This window comes from Streptomyces sp. KL109B (assembly GCF_030766935.1).
In the GTDB taxonomy this organism is placed as follows: Bacteria; Actinomycetota; Actinomycetes; order Streptomycetales; family Streptomycetaceae; genus Streptomyces.
Genome location: NZ_JASERL010000001.1, coordinates 1,051,662 through 1,068,129, shown reverse-complemented (window position 1 = coordinate 1,068,129; position 16,468 = coordinate 1,051,662). Strand labels below are relative to the sequence as shown.

The following is a 16,468-nucleotide window of genomic DNA, read 5'->3' as shown; positions in this document are numbered from 1 at the left end:
GACGTAACGCGATGCGCCGCTACGGCAAGCACACCGACGAGGACGACATCCGCCAGCGCCCGAACCGCAAGGGCAACCGGCCGCGGACCAACATCCGTCCCAAGCACGAGGACGCGGCCGAGGGCATGGTCCTCACCGTCGACCGCGGCCGCCTCACCGTCCTCATCGACGACATCCCTGTGACGGCCATGAAGGCCCGCGAGCTGGGCCGCAAGGCGGCCGTCGTCGGCGACCGGGTCTCGGTCGTCGGCGACCTGTCCGGCAAGAAGGACACCCTCGCGCGCATCGTCCGCATCGAGAGCCGCAGCTCCGTGTTGCGCCGCACGGCGGACGACGACGACCCGTACGAGCGGGTGGTCGTCGCCAACGCCGACCAGCTCGCCATCGTGACCGCGCTCGCCGACCCCGAGCCGCGCCCACGCATGATCGACCGCTGTCTGGTGGCGGCGTTCGACGGCGGCCTCGCCCCACTCCTCGTCCTGACCAAGTCCGACCTGGCACCGGCCTCCAAACTCCTCGACCTGTACGGCGACCTGGACATCCCCTACGTCGTCACCAGCCGCGAGGAGCTGGAGGACGGCTCGGCCGTGGAGCGGGTGCGCGAGCAGCTCGACGGCAAGGTCACTGCGTTCGTCGGGCACTCCGGTGTCGGAAAGACGACGCTGGTCAACGCGCTGGTCCCGGACGACCAGCGGCGCACGGTGGGGCACGTGAACGCGGTCACCGGCCGCGGCCGCCACACCACGACCTCAGCGCTCGCCCTGCCCCTCTCCGGGGACGCGGGCTGGGTCATCGACACGCCCGGCGTGCGCTCCTTCGGCCTGCACCACGTGGACCCGTCGCGCGTCATCCACGCCTTCCCGGACCTGGAGCCCGGCACGGAGAACTGCCCGCGCGCGTGCAGCCACGACGAGCCGGACTGCGCGCTCGACTCGTACGTCGCGGAGGGGCACGCCGACCCGGCCCGCCTGTACTCGCTGCGCCGCCTCCTGGCGACACGGGAACGCCGCGAGGGCGACTGACCTCGGCTCTGTTTGCTGCCGCCGCGCCCTGGTAAAGGCATAATCGCACCAAGCCGGACGCAAGATCGTCGAAGATCAGTGGAACGCGGGAGGCACAAGGACATGGCGTGGCTGCTGGTCATCGTCGCGGGAATCCTGGAGACGGGCTTCGCCGTCTGTCTCAAGCTCTCGCACGGCTTTACGCGGCTGTGGCCGACGGTCGCGTTCGCCGCGTTCGCCCTGGGCAGCTTCGGCCTGCTGACCCTGTCCCTGAAGAAGCTGGACGTCGGTCCCGCGTACGCGGTGTGGACGGGCATCGGCGCCGCCGGCACGGCCATCTACGGCATGATCTTCCTCGGCGACGTCGTCTCGGTCCTCAAGGTCGTCTCCATCAGCCTCGTCATCGCGGGCGTCATCGGCCTCCAACTCTCCGGCTCCGCCCACTGACCCACGGCTCCCACGCCACGGGTCTCCACCCACCGGTCCACCGACCTCACGCCACCGGGCACCACGCCACGGGGCTCCGCCCCGGACCCCGCGGGCTATCGTCCGACGGCGGGGCTTGATGTCCCCGACTCCCCCACCTCGCCGCTCCCCCACCTGGCACCCGCCCATCTCCCACCCACCCGCCCCTCCAGGGGGTCGGCCCGACGGGCCACCACTCCCTTACGCCACGACTCCCCACCCACTGCGGCCGAACCCGCCCCGCCTCGGGCACCCCTCCACCACCCCCGGCTCCCCACCCACCACGCCAGCCCGCCACCAACCTTGGCCCCCACCCGTGACGCCAGCCCGCCACCACCCTGGGTATCCCCTCCGCCAACTCCGGCTCCCCACCCACTGCGGCCAACCGCACTCGCCTTGGGCAACCCTCCGCCACCAACCACGGCTCCCCACCCACTGCGGCCAACCCCCACCGCCTTGGGCAATCTGCCGCCAAGGGCGGCAGGGTGGGCAAGGCGGCCCCCGGTGCGGCGCACACGCCACTGCGGGCGCCACCCCCGGCACAGGCAGAAAACCCCGGCGCAGCGCACACATCACCGCAGGCACCCCCCGGCACAGGCACAAAACCCCGGCGCAGCGCACACATGGAACCCGGCGCCGACCACGGCACGGCCCCAAAACACCGGTGCGGGCCACCGGGACACACGACGCCAACCACAGCACCCGGCGATCAACCACGCCCCCGCCCCAACACCTCCCGCACAAGCCTCCCCGTACCCCCCTCCCCCGGCGGAGCCATCACACACGACAACGCCAACCGCACCGCCACCTCACAATCCCGCACCAACCCCTCCGCCTCACTCTTCGCCACCCCCGGCACCCCGAGCGCGGCCACACTCCGATCCCGTACGGCCGCCACAAAATCCCCTGGCCCCGGCAACGGCCCATCCGCCCTCCGCTGCGCCGGCACGGAGGACGAGGACGGCACGGCGGACAACGTCGGCGACGGCAGCCGCTCGCTCCAACACCCCGTAAGCGCCGCCCGTACCAACGGATTGCGCCGCGCACTCGCCACCGTCCACTCGGCGACCGCGTCGAGCCCGCCCTCCTTCAACGCCCGGTCGACCCCCGCGAGATACGCGTCGGCCTCCCGCCGCACCAACGCCCGCGCAAGCCCTTCCTTGCTGCCGAACTCGTTGTAGAGGGTCTGCCGGGAGACCCCGGCGACCGCCGCCACGTCCACCATCCGCACGCCGCCCCACGGTCGCCGCGCGAGCGCCGTGTAGGCCGCGTCCAATAGGGATTCCCGCGCTGCAGGCATCGTCGCCTCCCCGGTCCGCCGGGTCCGTAAAGGCCTGTGTGGCCAGAGTTGACGCGCTCGTACGCACTGTCAAGGGCCTGCACCGACCCCACCGGGCCCGCCGCCGGACCAGTGCCTGTAGCAGTCGGCGTACCACGATCGATACTGTTCACTCATGCCCGACTACCAAGATGATCTGCGCCTCGCCCACGTCCTCGCCGACGTCGCCGACGCCGCGACGATGGACCGGTTCAAGGCCCTCGACCTGAAGGTGGAGACCAAGCCGGACATGACCCCGGTGAGCGAGGCCGACAAGGCCGCCGAGGAATTGATCCGCGGCAACCTCCAACGGGCCCGGCCGCGCGACGCGATCCTGGGCGAGGAGTACGGGATACAGGGCACCGGCCCGCGCCGCTGGGTCATCGATCCGATCGACGGGACCAAGAACTACGTGCGCGGCGTCCCGGTCTGGGCGACGCTGATCTCCCTCATGGAGGCGGGCGAGGGCGGCTACCAGCCGGTCGTCGGCGTCGTCTCCGCCCCTGCCCTCAACCGCCGTTGGTGGGCCGCGAAGGGCGCGGGCGCGTACACGGGCCGCAGCCTCACCTCCGCCTCGCGGATCCACGTCTCCAAGGTGAACCGTCTCGAGGACGCCTCCTTCGCGTACTCCTCGCTGACCGGCTGGGAGGAGCAGGGCAGGCTCGACGGGTTCCTCGACCTGACGCGCGCCGTGTGGCGCACGCGCGGCTACGGCGACTTCTGGCCGTACATGATGGTCGCCGAGGGCTCGGTCGACCTGTGTGCCGAACCGGAGCTCTCCCTGTGGGACATGGCGGCCCCGGCAGTCATCGTGAGCGAGGCGGGCGGCATGTACACCGGCCTCGACGGGACCCCCGGCCCGCACAGCGGCAACGCGGCGGCCTCGAACGGCCTGCTCCACGACCAGTTGCTGAGCTACCTGCGCGCCTCGGTCTGAGCCACCGGCGCGCTCCGGCCCGAGCCCGCGGCGCGCCGCGAGTTGAGCCACCCGCGCGCCCGAACTCGCCTCCCGCGCCCCCTTGTTGACGCTCTCTTTACCTGCAACTCTGAGAGTCCCCCCACTTGTGAACTTGTGAACCGTTTCTCGTTCGGCTTCTCGCCCGGCACGAGCCCGGTGCCACAAGTACCTCACACAGGAAGGTGGCTCCATCCATGCTCGTCCGTGACGCCATGAGCACGATGGTCCTCACCATCGGCCCCAACCACACCCTGCGCCAGGCGGCCCGGCTGATGTCCGTACGCCGCGTCGGCGCCGCCGTCGTCCTCGACCCGGACGGCTCCGGCATCGGCATCCTGACCGAACGCGACATCCTCAACTCCCTCGGCCAGAACCAGAATCCGGACTTCGAGACCGCTGGTACGCACACCACCACGGACGTCGTCTTCGCGGCCCCGTCGTGGACCGTGGAGGAGGGCGCGGCCGCCATGGCGCACGGCGGCTTCCGGCACCTGATCGTGCTCGAAGGGCAGGAGCCGGTCGGCATCGTCTCCGTCCGCGACATCATCCGCTGCTGGGCCCCGGCCCGCCGGGACCACGCACCCCTCCCGGCATAGCCGCTTGGATACGACGAAGAGGGCCGGCTCCCCGAAGGGAACCGGCCCTCTTCACTCACTCAGCGGTCGTCCGCGCTCAGCGCACGTCGAACCGGTCCAGGTCCATGACCTTGCTCCACGCCGCGGCGAAGTCCTTCACGAACTTCTCCTTGGCGTCGTCGCTCGCGTACACCTCGGCGAGCGCACGCAGCTCGGAGTTGGCGCCGAAGACCAGGTCGGCGCGGGTGCCGGTCCACTTGACCTGGCCCGAGGCGTCGGTGCCCTGGAACTCGTCCTGCGCCTTCGTCGTCGACTTCCACTGGGTGTCGATGTCGGTGATGTTGACGAAGAAGTCGTTGCTCAGGACGCCCGGACGGTCGGTCAGGACGCCGTGCTTCGACCCGCCCGCGTTGATCCCGATGACGCGCAAGCCCCCGACGAGGACGGTCATCTCGGGCGCGCTCAGGGTCAGCAGGTTCGCCTTGTCGGTGAGCAGGAACTCCGCCGGGAGGCGGTTGCCCTTGCCCACGTAGTTGCGGAAGCCGTCGGCCTTCGGCTCCAGGGCGGAGAAGGACTCGACGTCCGTCTGCTCCTGCGAGGCGTCGACGCGGCCCGCCGTGAACGGCACCTCGACCTGGACGCCGCCGTCCTTGGCGGCCTGCTCGACGGCCGCGGAGCCCGCGAGCACGATCAGGTCGGCCAGGGAGACCTTCTTGCCGCCCTTGGCGTTGAACGACTCCTGGATGCCCTCAAGTACGCGGAGCACCTGCGCGAGGCTCTCCGGGTCGTTGACCTCCCAGCCGCGCTGCGGCTCGAGGCGGATACGGGCGCCGTTGGCACCGCCGCGCTTGTCGCCGCCGCGGAAGGAGGAGGCCGAGGCCCAGGCCGCGGAGACCAGCTGCGGGACCGTGAGGTCCGAGGCGAGGACCTGCTCCTTGAGCGCCGCGACGTCGGAGGCGTCGATGAGCTCGCCCTCGCGCTCCGGCAGCGGGTCCTGCCAGAGCAGTACCTCGGAGGGAACCTCCGGGCCGAGGTAGCGGACGACCGGGCCCAGGTCACGGTGCGTCAGCTTGTACCAGGCGCGGGCGAACGCGTCCGCGAATTCCTCGGGATTCTCGTAGAAGCGCCGCGAGATCGGCTCGTAGACCGGGTCGAGCTTCAGCGAGAGGTCCGTGGTGAGCATCGTCGGCAGACGCTTCTGCGACGGGTCCTCGGGGTCCGGGATGATCGCCTCGGCGTTCTTCGCCACCCACTGGTTGGCGCCGGCCGGGGACTGCGTGAGCTCGTACTCGTACTCGAAGAGGTTCTTGAAGAAGTAGTTGCTCCACTGGGTGGGCGTCTCGGTCCAGGTGACCTCGAGGCCGGAGGTGATGGAGTCGCGGCCCTTGCCCTTGCCGTGGCCGGACTTCCAGCCGAGGCCCATCTGCTCCATCGGGGCGCCCTCGGGCTCGGCGCCGACGAGGTCCGCGTCGCCCGCGCCGTGCGTCTTGCCGAAGGTGTGGCCACCGGCGATGAGGGCGACGGTCTCCTCGTCGTTCATCGCCATGCGGCGGAAGGTCTCACGGATGTCGCGGGCCGCGGCGATCGGGTCCGGGTTCCCGTTGGGACCCTCCGGGTTGACGTAGATGAGGCCCATCTGGACCGCGCCGAGCGGGTCCTCAAGGTCACGGTCGCCCGTGTAGCGCTTGTCGTCGAGCCAGATCTGCTCGGGGCCCCAGTAGACGTCCTCGTCCGGCTCCCACACGTCCGCGCGGCCGCCGGCGAAGCCGAAGGTCTCGAAGCCCATGGTCTCCAGGGCGACATTGCCGGTGAGGATCAGCAGGTCGGCCCAGGAGATGTTCTGGCCGTACTTCTTCTTCACGGGCCACAGCAGGCGGCGGGCCTTGTCCAGGTTCCCGTTGTCCGGCCAGCTGTTGAGCGGGGCGAAGCGCTGCTGGCCCGCTCCCGCGCCACCGCGGCCGTCGCTGATCCGGTACGTACCGGCGGAGTGCCAGGCCATCCGGATCATCAGCGGGCCGTAGTGCCCGAAGTCGGCCGGCCACCAGTCCTTGGAGGTGGTCAGGACCTCGGCGATGTCGCGCTTCACGGCCGGGAGGTCCAGGGAGTTGAACGCCTCGGCGTAGTCGAACTCCTCACCCAGCGGGTTCGCCACGGCCGGGTTCTTCGCAAGGATCTTCAGATTGAGGCTCTCGGGCCACCACTGGCGGTTTCCGCCACCCTGCGTCGGGTGCGCGGCGCGACCGTGCCCGACCGGGCAGCCGCCCGCCTCCGCATTGGGGTCCGTGACGAATTCTTGCTGATTCTCGGACATTGGGCGCCCTTCCCGAGTGGTCCTGTCGCTTGGCTATAGCCGTTCCTGATCCTACAATGGACAATGTCTAAGTCAAGGAAAGCTCCAAAGTCACATCGAATCGGGGCCAAGGTCCCCTGACTGTTAGGCTGGTCCTTATGAGTGACCTGTTGGAACGGCTGCGCGGGCGCGGCTGGCGGATGACCGCACAGCGGCGCGTCGTAGCCGAGGTACTCGATGGGGACCACGTCCATCTCACCGCCGACGAAGTACACGCACGCGCGACGGCGAGGCTCCCCGAGATCTCACGGGCCACCGTCTACAACACGCTGGGCGAGATGGTGTCGCTCGGCGAGGTCATCGAGGTCGCGACGGACAAGCGCGCCAAGCGGTACGACCCGAACGCGCACCGCCCGCACCAGCACCTGGTCTGCGACGTGTGCGGCCAGATCCGCGACGTGCACCCGGAGGGCAACCCCTTGACGGCCCTCCCCTCGTCGGAGCGCTTCGGCTTCACGATCTCGGAGGTCGAGGTCACGTACCGGGGGCTGTGCCCAAACTGCTCCGCCAAGGCGTAGCCGCCGCCCCCCTTCGCTCCGCAAGGCCCGCACCGCGAGGTGCGGGCCTTTTTGTCGCGCGGGGCTTTGTCGCGTGACTTTGTCGCGTGGCTTTGTCGCGCGACCACGGGCCGCGCCATGCATGTGTCAACCACGCACCCCCTTCCGCAATCTGACGGGTCGTCATATTCTCGCCACCGCCCACGAGAATCCGCCGCACCCCGGAGGGCCCATGCACCCCAAGCTCCAAGCCCGCACACTCACCAGGACGTTCGGCACGACCCACGCCCTCGGCCCCCTCGACCTGACGGTCACGCCCGGCGAGTTCGTCTGCGTGGTCGGCCCCTCGGGCTGCGGGAAGTCCACCCTGCTCCGGATAGCCGCGGGCCTCACCCGCCCCTCCACCGGCACCCTGGAGATCCGTACGACGAGCCGGCGCCCCGCAGCGATGATCTTCCAGGACTACGGGATCTACGACTGGAAGACGGTCCTGGCCAACGTCCGCTTCGGACTCGACATCCAGAAGACGCCGCGCAAGGAGGCGAACACCCGGGCCCGCGACTGGCTCGCCCGCATGGGTCTGGCGGACTTCGCCGACGCCTACCCCTCCGCTCTCTCCGGCGGCATGCGCCAACGCGTCGCGATCGCCCGCGCGTTGGCGGTCGAGCCCGAGGTCCTCCTCATGGACGAGCCCTTCGCGGCCCTCGACGCCCAGCTCCGCACCATCCTCCAGGACGAGCTCCTGGAGCTCACCCAGACGACGAACACCACCACGCTCTTCATCACGCACAGCCTGGAGGAGGCCATCGTCCTCGGCGACCGCGTCCTCGTGATGTCCGCACGGCCGGGCCGCGTGATCGCCGAGCGCAGGCCCCCGTTCGAGCGCCCGCGCACCGGCGAGATCCGCGACACCCCCGAATTCTCGTCCCTGAAGGGCGAGTTGTGGGACCTGTTGCGCGGCGAGGTGCAGCAGGAGGCGGTCCCGGCATGAGCGCGCTCACCCCCACCAAGGCGACGGAGAACGACCTCCTGGTCCGCGCCCCAGGACCCGGTGAACTCCACCCCACCCGCGCACGCCGCAAACGCCGCGCCCTCGAACTCTCCCTCGCGATCGCGGTCCCCGTGGTCCTGATCCTGCTCTGGCAGCTCGCGGCCTCGCAGTCCTGGATCGACGCGCGCGTCTACCCGGCCCCGTCCACGATCCTCGCCGACGGCTGGCAGCGCGCCGCCGACGGCGAACTGTGGCCGGACGTCTGGGCCACCCTGAAGCGCGTCCTCGCCGGCTATGTCATCGGCACGGTGTCGGGCTACCTCCTCGGCCTCCTCATGGGCTCGATCTCCCTGGTCCGCGCGGCCCTCGAACCCCTACTCGACGCCCTCTACGTAGTCCCGAAGCTCGCCCTCCTGCCGATCTTCCTGAACATGTTCGGACTCGGCGAGGGCCCGCAGATCGCGCTCGTCGCGGCGACGGTCTTCTTCTTCGTGTGGATCTCGACGATGGCGGCGGTCATCGCCGTCCCCACCGGCCACCGGGACGCCGGCCAGGTCTTCGGCGCCTCCCCCTGGCAGATGTTCCGCCACGTCCTGCTGCCCGCCTCGCTGCCCGCGGTCCTGGTCGGCGCGCGCATCGCGGCAGGCGTCGCGGTCCTGGTCATCGTCGCCTCGGAGCAGATCGCCGCGAACGACGGCCTCGGCCACCTCATCTTCGACGCCCGCGCCCTCTTCCAGAACGACGTCATGTTCGTCGGCATCGTCTGCGTCGCCGCCCTGGGTGTCCTCTTCTCCGAACTGGTGCGCCTCGCGGGCCGGTTCCTCACCCCGTGGGCCCCGCGCGACCGCGGCCGCGGCCAGTCCTGAACCCCGCTGTAGGGACCCCTCTTCGTACGGAGACTCCATGCACACCAGCAGCAGACATGTAGCTACGACCCTGCTCGCGGCCGGCGCCCTGCTCCTCGGCACGACGTCCTGCGCCAAGAACGACACCCCGTCCGACGCCGCCGCGAAGCCCCGCGCGATCAAGGCGGTCGCGGGCTGCGGCAAGGGCTCCTGGACGGACCCGAAGGACCGCTCCCCCGACCGCGAGCCGGCCCGCTGCGACAAGGGCGCGCCGGAACCGCAGAAGCTCGGCAAGCCCCGCAAGCTGACGATCGCGACGGGCACGCTGAGCGCGGAGTACGTGGCGCCGCTCGAAATGGCGGTCAAGAAGGGCGAGTTCAAAAAAGAGGGCCTGGACGTGACCCTGAAGACCCTCCCCACCCCGGACGCCCTCCCCCTCCTCGCGAAGGGCGAGATCGACGCCCAGTGGGCCGCCCCCGAGGCCGCGGTCATGAACGGCATCCTCGGCGGCTTCGACATCAAGTGGGTCTCCGGCAACTTCTCCCCCGACGCCAAGTCCAAGAGCGGCCTGTGGGTGCGCCTCAAGAAGGGCCAGAGCGCGTCCCAGGTCCGGATGGCCGGCAAGAAGATGGGCACGCTCATCGGCAAGGGCTCGGTCGCCTCGTACCCGATGAGCACCGCTCTACGTAAGCACGGTGGCGGCCTCAGCAAGATCCAGTTCCAGCAGCTCGGCTCGGCCGACGTGCTGACCGGCCTGCAGAACGGCGGCGTCGACTCGGCCTGGCTCCTCGACCCGATCTGGCGCAAGGTCGACGGCGACAAGCGCTACGCGTTCCTCGGCGGCCAGCCCCAGGGCGAACCGCTCGGCGGCCTCCTGTACGGCCCGAACCTCCTCAACAAGGACCCGGACGCGGGCGTCGCGCTGCTGCGCGCGTACATCCGCACGGTCAACACATACTTCCGCGGCGACTACAAAAAGAACCCCGCCTTCGTCTCGGAACTGGCGACACTCCTGAAGACGGACAAGAAGGTCCTCCAGGAGACCCCCTCGCTCCGCATGGACTGGGAGATCCGCTCCGGCACCACGGACCGCCTCCAGGCCGCCTACAAGGCGGCGGGCGTCTCGGAGGGCGACCCGCTGCCGGAGTCGAAGACGGTGAACCGAAAGCTGTACGAGGAGGCCGTCGGCCACAAGCCGTGAAAACGGCCCGAGGCCCGGAACCATTTACGGTTCCGGGCCTCGGATCTTCATCAGTAGCGGGGACAGGATTTGAACCTGCGACCTCTGGGTTATGAGCCCAGCGAGCTACCGAGCTGCTCCACCCCGCGTCGGTGAACCCAACCTTACGCCAAGCCCCCGACCAGCGCAAACCGCTCCGCGGGGGGGGGGCGGGTACGCCGGACACGGCGGAGCTGTGCGGCGCGGTACGGGCCGGACGCCGGGCCTCGAGCGCCGGACGCCGGCCGGACGCCGGGCATCGGGCGTCGGGCGTCGGGCGTCGGGCGTCGGGCGTCGGGCGTCGGGCGTCGGGCGTCGGGCGTCGGGCGTCGGGCGTCGGGCGTCGGCAGCACGGTGTCGGCTCCCGGTGCTCGGCGCCCGGCTCTCTGCGTCCGCCGCCCGCCGCCCGTCGCAAGCCACCCCGCCCATCTCCCACCCGCCCCCTCCGGGGGCGTCGGCCCGACGGAGTACCACCGCCCCACGCCTCCCCACCTGTTGCGACCAGCCGCAATGGCCTCGGGCACCCCACGCCCCCACGCCCCACACCCCCCAACCAATTGCGGCCGACCGCACCTACCTCGGCCAATCCGCCGCCAACCCCCGCTCCCCACCCGAGGCGACGGGCCACACCCACCTTGGGCACCCCACCGCCCCCACGGCTCCCCACCCACTGCGGCCAACCGCACCCACCTCGGCCAAACCCGCCGCCAACCCCCGCTCCCCACCCGAGGCGACGGGCCACACCCACCTCGGGCACCCCACCGCCCCCACGGCTCCCCACCCACTGCGGCCAACCCCCACCGCCTTGGGCAATCTGCCGCCAAGGGCGGCAGGGTGGGCAAGGCGGCCCCCGGTGCAGCGCACACGCCACTGCGGGCGCCACCCCCGGCACAGGCACAAAACCCCGGCGCAGCGCACACGCCACCGCAGGCACCACCCCCGGCACAGGCACAAAACCCCGGCGCAGCGCACACGCCACCGCAGGCACCACCCCCGGCACAGGCACAAAACCCCGGCGCAGCGCACACATGGAACCCGGCGCCGACCACGGCACAGCTCCCAGCCCCGACGCCGCGCACCGAAAACCCCGGCCCCAACCCCGACGCAGCCGAACCCCCGGCCGAGCCCACCCCACCACAAGGCCACCCCCGCCCACCGGTCAAGCCAGGCGCAGCCCTACGCCGACAACTCCTGCCGCAACGCATCCCGCAACCGCCCCGCCCGCTCCGCAACCTCCGCAGGCCCCAACTCGACCGCCCGGGACGCCCACTTCTGCCCCTCGGCGAGATCCCCCCGCCGCGCGCACAGCAACGCAAGCCGAAGCGCCGCCCGCCCATGCCCCGCGTCAGCGGCCCGCGTCCACCACAGCGCCGCCTCCGGCTCACTCCCCTCCCGGGCCAGCAACAGCCCAAGGTTGAACGCCCCGTTCCGCGACCCGGCCTCCGCCGCCTCCCGGTACCACCGCGCCGCCTCCACCACATCGCCCCGCGCGGCGGCCAGCATGCCCACCCGTACCTGCGCCCGCCGATGCCCGTGCTCGGCAGCCCGCTCGTACCACTCCTCGCACTCACTCTTCTCGGTGACGGGCTCCCCCAGCTCGTGCCGCACCGCGGGCGGCCGCCGCACATCGAGCAGCGCGGCAAGCCGGTACGCGGCCTCCCCGCTGCCGCCCCCGGCCGCACACCGCAGGTGCCGCTCGGCGGCCTGTTCGTCGCCCTCACGCTGCCGCGCGATCCCGGCCTGCAACGCGGCCTCGGTGTGCCCACCGGCCGCGGCCCGCTCGTACCACTGCAACGCGGCCGTCTCGTCGTCCCGACCCGCGTACAGGATCCCGAGGTTGAACGCCGCGTCGACGCTCCCCGCCTCCGCCGCCTTGGAGAACCACGGCTCGGCGCCCGCCGCGTCCCCGTTCTGCAGAAGCAGCACCGCGAGCGCGTTGGCGGCCTCGCGGTGACCCGCGTAGGCGGCGCGCCGGTACCAGCCCTCGGCCTGCGCGGTGCGCTGCTGCTCGGCACAGAGCAGCCCGAGGTTGTACGCGCCGTTGTTGTCGCCCGCGTCCATGGCGGCGCGGTACCAGCGCTCGGCGGTCTGCGTCTCGCCGCGCTCGGCGTGCAGGGCACCCAGCGCGTTCGCCGCGTTGCCGTCGCCGTCCTGGGCGGCGCGCAGCCACCACACGGCGGCGCTCTCCTCGTCGCCCGCGTCGCGCAGCAGGAACGCGAGCGCGCACGCGGCGCGCGCCTCGCCGTCCTTGGCGGACGTCAGGTACCAGCGCCCGGCCTCTTTCAGGGCGCCGCGCTTCTCCAGGATCGAGCCGAGGTGCAGCGCGGCCCGCCGGTGCCCGCGCGCGGCGGCCTGCCGGTACCACTGCTCGGCCTCCTCCGCCGGGTTCCCGCCGTCCCCGGAGACGAGCACATCGGCGCCGCCCTTGCGGTCGAGCGCGCGGGCGAGCCGGTACGCGGCCTCACGGTGCCCGCGCTCGGCGGCGGTCCGCATCCAGCGCTCGGCGCCGATGTCACTGCGGTGCTCCAGAAGGTCGGCGAGGGCGTACGCGCCCAGGGTGTGGCCCTGTTCGGCGGCCTGGCGCAGCCAGTACTCGGCCGCGGGCTCGTCGCCGCGCTCGCGGAAGTGGCGGCCCAGGGCGTGCGCGGCGGGCGCGGAGCCCGCGACGGCGGCGATGCGCCACCAGCCGGCGGCCTCCTCCGCGTAGCCGCGCTGGTGGAGCAGGACTCCGAGGTTGTTGGCGGCGGCCCGGTCACCGGCGCCGGTGGCGGTACGCAGCAGGGGCTCGGCTCCGTCGAAATCTCCGCGGCGCAGCAGCATGGCGCCGAGGACGCTCATCGCCTCGACGTCGCCGGCCTCGGCGGCCAGCCGCTGACGTACTTCTTCCGCAGCCTCTCCGGGTTCGTCCCGATCTGTCGGCTGCACAAACCGCCCTGTCTCCAACAGAGTTGCCTTGTCCCCCATAACGTCCATCGTCGCACCACCTGCAACCTGGGTACACCTGGTATACCGCAGCCATTGAGGTCACTTCAGCGTTTTGTCGACATGCCCACAGGGAGACAAGTGAAACACAGATTTCCCAACTACCCCCGTCGGGAGCAGGGTTCGCACACGCTTCGCACATGCCGGGGGCCCATGACGGGGGCTCATGACAACAGGGGCCCCAACGCACCGAAGGCCCGGAAGCTTTCGCTTCCGAGCCTTCGATCATCAGTAGCGGGGACAGGATTTGAACCTGCGACCTCTGGGTTATGAGCCCAGCGAGCTACCGAGCTGCTCCACCCCGCGCCGTTGTGCAGAAACCGTACCACGGCGCGGAGGGGTCATCTGACCGGTCAGCCGCCGGCCGCCTCCTTGTCGTTGCCGCTCTTGTTGTCACCCTTGTTGGACTGGGCCGCCTTGTCGGCCTTGTCGGCCTTGTTCTGAGCGTCCTCGGCGCGCTGCAAGGCGTCCTGCAGCTTCTCCTGCGCCTCGCCGTACGCGGTCCAGTCGTTGTCCTTCATGGCCTTCTGGCCGTCCTCGAAGGCCTTCTCGGCGTCCGCGAGCGCTTCCTTCACCGTCGAGTTCTCCGGTGTCTCGCCCGTGTCCCCACCGGGCTTCTCCGGCTCGGCAGGCGTGTCCCCGTCGACGTCGAAGGCCTGGTTGAGCGCCTCGGACAGCGAGTCCGCGAAGCCGATCTTGTTGCCGTAGCTGACCGCGACCTTGCGCATGAGTGGGTACTCGGCATTACGGCCCTGGGCGTAGATCGGCTCTACGTAGAGGAAGCCCTTGTCGAGCGGCACCGTCAGCAGATTGCCGTACAGGACCGTCGAGTCGGCGCCCTTCATGTCGCGCACCCAGTTGGCCACGGAGCCCGAGGAGTTGAGCGTGTTCTGCACCTGCTCGGGTCCGGCGACCTTGTCCTCGGTGACTCTGAGGAGCCTTATGGCGCCGTAGTCCTTACTGGTCGCGTCGGCGTCGACCGCCATGAACGCTCTCAGGTTGGGCCTGCCGCTCGGTGTGAACGTCGTCGTCAGCGAGAACTGCTGGCTGGTCTGGCCCGGCATCTTCATGGACAAGTAGTACGGCGGGACCGCGCTGTTGTCCTTCTTGGTCGGGTCGTTCGGCACCTGCCAGGCGTCGGACGCGTTGTAGAACTGGTTCGAGTTCGTCACGTGGTACAGGCTCAGCAGTTCGCGCTGAACCTTGAACATGTCCTGCGGGTAGCGCAGGTGTTCCTTCAGGGAGGCCGGGATCGCGCTCTTGGGCTCGACCGTGCCCGGGAAGGCCTTCTTCCAGGTCTTCAGGACCGGGTCCTTGTTGTCCCACGTGTAGAGCTTGACCTCGCCGGTGCCCGCGTCGACGGTCGCCTTCACCGAGTTGCGGATGTAGTTGACCTGGTTCTGCTGGGCCACCACGGCGCGCTGGCTGTCGGCCTCGTTGAGCGAGTCGGCGGTGCTGTCGCCCAGCGTCGTACGGGACGCGTAGGGGTAGCCGTTCGACGTCGTGTAGGCGTCGACCACCCACTTGATCTTGCCGTCGACGACCGTCGGGTACGGGTCGCCGTCGATCGTCAGCCACGGCGCGACGGCCTCGACGCGCTCCTTCGGAGTGCGGTTGTAGAGGATCCGCGAACCGTCGCCGATGGCTCCCGAGTAGAGGATCTGCGGCTCGCTGAAGGCGACGGCGTACGCGGCGCGGTTGAGCGGGTTGGCGAGGTTGACGCCACCCTTGCCCTTGTAGCTCGTCGTCTTCTGGGTGCCGTCGTCCTGCTCGTAGTCCAGCTCCTTCTGCGGCCCGCCGACGATCGAGTACTGCTTCGTCTTCTCGCCGTAGTAGATGCGCTGGTTGTAGTTGCCGAGGTCACCGCCGGTGGGCAGGCCCGACTCGGTGAACTGCGGGGCGCCCCCGGAGGTCGACGTGCCCTTCGCCGTCACGGCTCCGTAGCCGTGCGTGTAGACGAAGTGGTCGTTGATCCAGTTGCGCTTGTCGAGCTTGCTCAGGTTCAGCTCGCGCAGGCCGACCACGGTGTCCTGGCCGTTGTAGCGGTCCACGTCCAGGGTCGTGGGGAACTGGTAGTACTTCCGCTGCTGTTCGAGCTGCTGGAAGGTGGGCGACACGATGTTCGGGTCGTTCAGCCGGTAGCTGGCCGCCGAGTCCGACTCCGTGCGCTGCTTCTTGGCGTCGTCGGAGCCCTTGCCCTTGTAGTCGACGGGCTTGGCCTTGTCGATACCGTACGCCTTACGGGTCGCCTCGATGTTCTTCGTGATGTACGGGGCTTCCTTGGACTGCTCGTTCGGCTGGACCTGGAACTTCTGGACGATGGCCGGGTAGAGGCCGCCGATCAGGATCGCCGAGAGCACCATCAGGCCGAAGCCGATGACCGGCAGCTGCCAGGTGCGCCGCCACAGGGTCGCGAAGAAGAGGATCGCGCAGATGACGGCGATGCAGAACAGGATCGTCTTCGCCGGCAGATACGCGTTGGCGTCGACGTACCTGAGGCCCGTCCAGTTGTCCGTCGCCTTGAAGTCGCTCTGCTTCACCGCGAGCCCGTACCGGTCGAGCCAGTACGCGACGGCCTTCAGGGCCACGAACACGCCCAGCATGACGGAGAGATGCCCCGTCGCCGCCGCCGTGGCGCGCGCCCCGGGGCTGGTGATGCGCAGCCCGCCGTACAGGTAGTGCGTGAGCGCCGCGGCGACCAGGCCGATCACGGCGGCCGCGAAACCGAAGCCCAGCAGGAAGCGGTACCAGGGCAGGTCGAACGCGTAGAAGGACACGTCCATGTGGAACTGCGGGTCCTTCTGGTTGAACGGCACGCCGTTCACGAACATCAGCCACGTACGCCACTGGCTGGCGGCCGAGGCTCCCGCGATCAGGCCCACCAGGGCGGTGATGCCGGCCAGCAGCCACCGCTTGAAGGGCGCGATGCCCATCCGGTAGCGGTCGAGGCTCTGTTGCTCCATCGACATGGCACTCAGCGGCGGGCGCAGCCGATGCGCCAGCCAGATGTTCACGCCGACGGCGAGCGCCATCAGGAGGCCGAAGACGAAGAAGAGCCCGATCTTCGTCCACAGCTGCGTCGTGAAGACGGACGAGAACTTCACCGATCGGTACCAGAGCCAGTCGGTCCAGAACCCGGCGAACATGACGAAGGCCATGCCGAGCACGGCCAGGACGCCAAGCGTCAACAGCAGCGTCCGGGCCCGCCGGGAGGGGCGGCCCACTCTGATCCGCGGTCCCGTCGGGCCCCCGCCGCGGTCCGGCATC

Annotated in this window: 12 protein-coding genes and 2 tRNA genes; 8 read left to right on the top strand and 6 right to left on the bottom strand. The window is 70.4% G+C overall.

Annotated features, from left to right (window positions below):
- Positions 1-11 precede the first annotated feature (11 nt).
- Together rsgA and RBJ65_RS05050 are read left to right on the top strand one after the other, a co-directional pair.
- Positions 12-1,022, top strand: a complete 1,011-nt coding sequence (gene rsgA, locus RBJ65_RS05055) for a ribosome small subunit-dependent GTPase A (protein ID WP_306323390.1) — start codon at positions 12-14, stop codon at positions 1,020-1,022.
- A 102-nt stretch (positions 1,023-1,124) separates the two neighbouring features.
- Positions 1,125-1,448, top strand: coding sequence for a multidrug efflux SMR transporter (locus RBJ65_RS05050; RefSeq protein ID WP_306323389.1), 324 nt, complete (start codon positions 1,125-1,127; stop codon positions 1,446-1,448).
- A 727-nt stretch (positions 1,449-2,175) separates the two neighbouring features.
- Here RBJ65_RS05050 and RBJ65_RS05045 read toward each other — a convergent pair.
- Positions 2,176-2,766 carry a TetR/AcrR family transcriptional regulator gene (locus RBJ65_RS05045; RefSeq protein WP_306323388.1) on the bottom strand — a complete coding sequence of 197 codons (591 nt, stop codon included), beginning with the start codon at positions 2,764-2,766 and terminating at the stop codon, positions 2,176-2,178.
- A 154-nt stretch (positions 2,767-2,920) separates the two neighbouring features.
- On the opposite strand from RBJ65_RS05045, the gene hisN reads away from it, so the two are divergent.
- Together hisN and RBJ65_RS05035 are read left to right on the top strand one after the other, a co-directional pair.
- Positions 2,921-3,721 carry a histidinol-phosphatase gene (gene hisN, locus RBJ65_RS05040; RefSeq protein ID WP_306323387.1) on the top strand — a complete coding sequence of 267 codons (801 nt, stop codon included), beginning with the start codon at positions 2,921-2,923 and terminating at the stop codon, positions 3,719-3,721.
- A 215-nt stretch (positions 3,722-3,936) separates the two neighbouring features.
- Positions 3,937-4,338 (top strand): cyclic nucleotide-binding/CBS domain-containing protein, encoded by a 402-nt coding sequence (locus RBJ65_RS05035; RefSeq protein WP_306323386.1) that lies wholly within the window; start codon positions 3,937-3,939, stop codon positions 4,336-4,338.
- Positions 4,339-4,414: 76 nt separating this feature from the next.
- Here the strand turns inward: RBJ65_RS05035 and katG are convergent, their stop codons facing one another.
- On the bottom strand, positions 4,415-6,628 hold the full coding sequence (gene katG / locus RBJ65_RS05030; RefSeq protein ID WP_306323385.1) for a catalase/peroxidase HPI: 2,214 nt from the start codon (positions 6,626-6,628) through the stop codon (positions 4,415-4,417).
- Positions 6,629-6,765: 137 nt separating this feature from the next.
- On the opposite strand from katG, the gene RBJ65_RS05025 reads away from it, so the two are divergent.
- The 4 genes from RBJ65_RS05025 (at position 6,766) to RBJ65_RS05010 (ending at position 10,201) form a co-directional block, all read left to right on the top strand.
- Positions 6,766-7,185, top strand: a complete 420-nt coding sequence (locus RBJ65_RS05025; protein ID WP_306323384.1) for a Fur family transcriptional regulator — start codon at positions 6,766-6,768, stop codon at positions 7,183-7,185.
- 211 nt (positions 7,186-7,396) lie between these two features.
- Positions 7,397-8,155, top strand: coding sequence for an ABC transporter ATP-binding protein (locus tag RBJ65_RS05020; protein ID WP_306323383.1), 759 nt, complete (start codon positions 7,397-7,399; stop codon positions 8,153-8,155).
- The gene (locus RBJ65_RS05015; RefSeq protein ID WP_306323382.1) at positions 8,152-9,021 is read left to right on the top strand and encodes an ABC transporter permease; all 870 of its coding nucleotides are present in this window, start codon (positions 8,152-8,154) and stop codon (positions 9,019-9,021) included. The genes RBJ65_RS05020 and RBJ65_RS05015 overlap by 4 nt, the downstream gene beginning before the upstream one ends.
- A 37-nt stretch (positions 9,022-9,058) precedes the next feature.
- Positions 9,059-10,201 (top strand): ABC transporter substrate-binding protein, encoded by a 1,143-nt coding sequence (locus RBJ65_RS05010; RefSeq protein WP_306323381.1) that lies wholly within the window; start codon positions 9,059-9,061, stop codon positions 10,199-10,201.
- A 54-nt stretch (positions 10,202-10,255) separates the two neighbouring features.
- Here RBJ65_RS05010 and RBJ65_RS05005 read toward each other — a convergent pair.
- The 4 genes from RBJ65_RS05005 to RBJ65_RS04990 all read right to left on the bottom strand — a co-directional run bounded on the left by RBJ65_RS05005 (position 10,256) and on the right by RBJ65_RS04990 (position 16,467).
- A tRNA-Met gene (locus RBJ65_RS05005) sits at positions 10,256-10,329 on the bottom strand.
- A gap of 1,066 nt (positions 10,330-11,395) precedes the next feature.
- Positions 11,396-13,192 carry a tetratricopeptide repeat protein gene (locus RBJ65_RS05000; RefSeq protein WP_306324315.1) on the bottom strand — a complete coding sequence of 599 codons (1,797 nt, stop codon included), beginning with the start codon at positions 13,190-13,192 and terminating at the stop codon, positions 11,396-11,398.
- A 241-nt stretch (positions 13,193-13,433) separates the two neighbouring features.
- Positions 13,434-13,507, bottom strand: a tRNA-Met gene (locus tag RBJ65_RS04995).
- Positions 13,508-13,554: 47 nt separating this feature from the next.
- On the bottom strand, positions 13,555-16,467 hold the full coding sequence (locus tag RBJ65_RS04990; RefSeq protein WP_306324316.1) for a UPF0182 family protein: 2,913 nt from the start codon (positions 16,465-16,467) through the stop codon (positions 13,555-13,557).
- Between the last annotated feature and the right edge of the window lies 1 nt (position 16,468).

Bases quoted from the DNA above. Each gene is read 5' to 3' on its own strand.
- RBJ65_RS05035 (WP_306323386.1), top strand. From the start codon at position 3,937: ATGCTCGTCCGTGACGCCATGAGCACGATGGTCCTCACCATCGGCCCC.
- katG (WP_306323385.1), bottom strand. From the start codon at position 6,628: ATGTCCGAGAATCAGCAAGAATTCGTCACGGACCCCAATGCGGAGGCG.
- RBJ65_RS05015 (WP_306323382.1), top strand. From the start codon at position 8,152: ATGAGCGCGCTCACCCCCACCAAGGCGACGGAGAACGACCTCCTGGTC.
- RBJ65_RS05025 (WP_306323384.1), top strand. From the start codon at position 6,766: ATGAGTGACCTGTTGGAACGGCTGCGCGGGCGCGGCTGGCGGATGACC.
- RBJ65_RS05020 (WP_306323383.1), top strand. From the start codon at position 7,397: ATGCACCCCAAGCTCCAAGCCCGCACACTCACCAGGACGTTCGGCACG.
- rsgA (WP_306323390.1), top strand. From the start codon at position 12: ATGCGCCGCTACGGCAAGCACACCGACGAGGACGACATCCGCCAGCGC.
- RBJ65_RS05050 (WP_306323389.1), top strand. From the start codon at position 1,125: ATGGCGTGGCTGCTGGTCATCGTCGCGGGAATCCTGGAGACGGGCTTC.
- hisN (WP_306323387.1), top strand. From the start codon at position 2,921: ATGCCCGACTACCAAGATGATCTGCGCCTCGCCCACGTCCTCGCCGAC.
- RBJ65_RS05045 (WP_306323388.1), bottom strand. From the start codon at position 2,766: ATGCCTGCAGCGCGGGAATCCCTATTGGACGCGGCCTACACGGCGCTC.
- RBJ65_RS05000 (WP_306324315.1), bottom strand. From the start codon at position 13,192: ATGGACGTTATGGGGGACAAGGCAACTCTGTTGGAGACAGGGCGGTTT.
- RBJ65_RS05010 (WP_306323381.1), top strand. From the start codon at position 9,059: ATGCACACCAGCAGCAGACATGTAGCTACGACCCTGCTCGCGGCCGGC.
- RBJ65_RS04990 (WP_306324316.1), bottom strand. From the start codon at position 16,467: ATGCCGGACCGCGGCGGGGGCCCGACGGGACCGCGGATCAGAGTGGGC.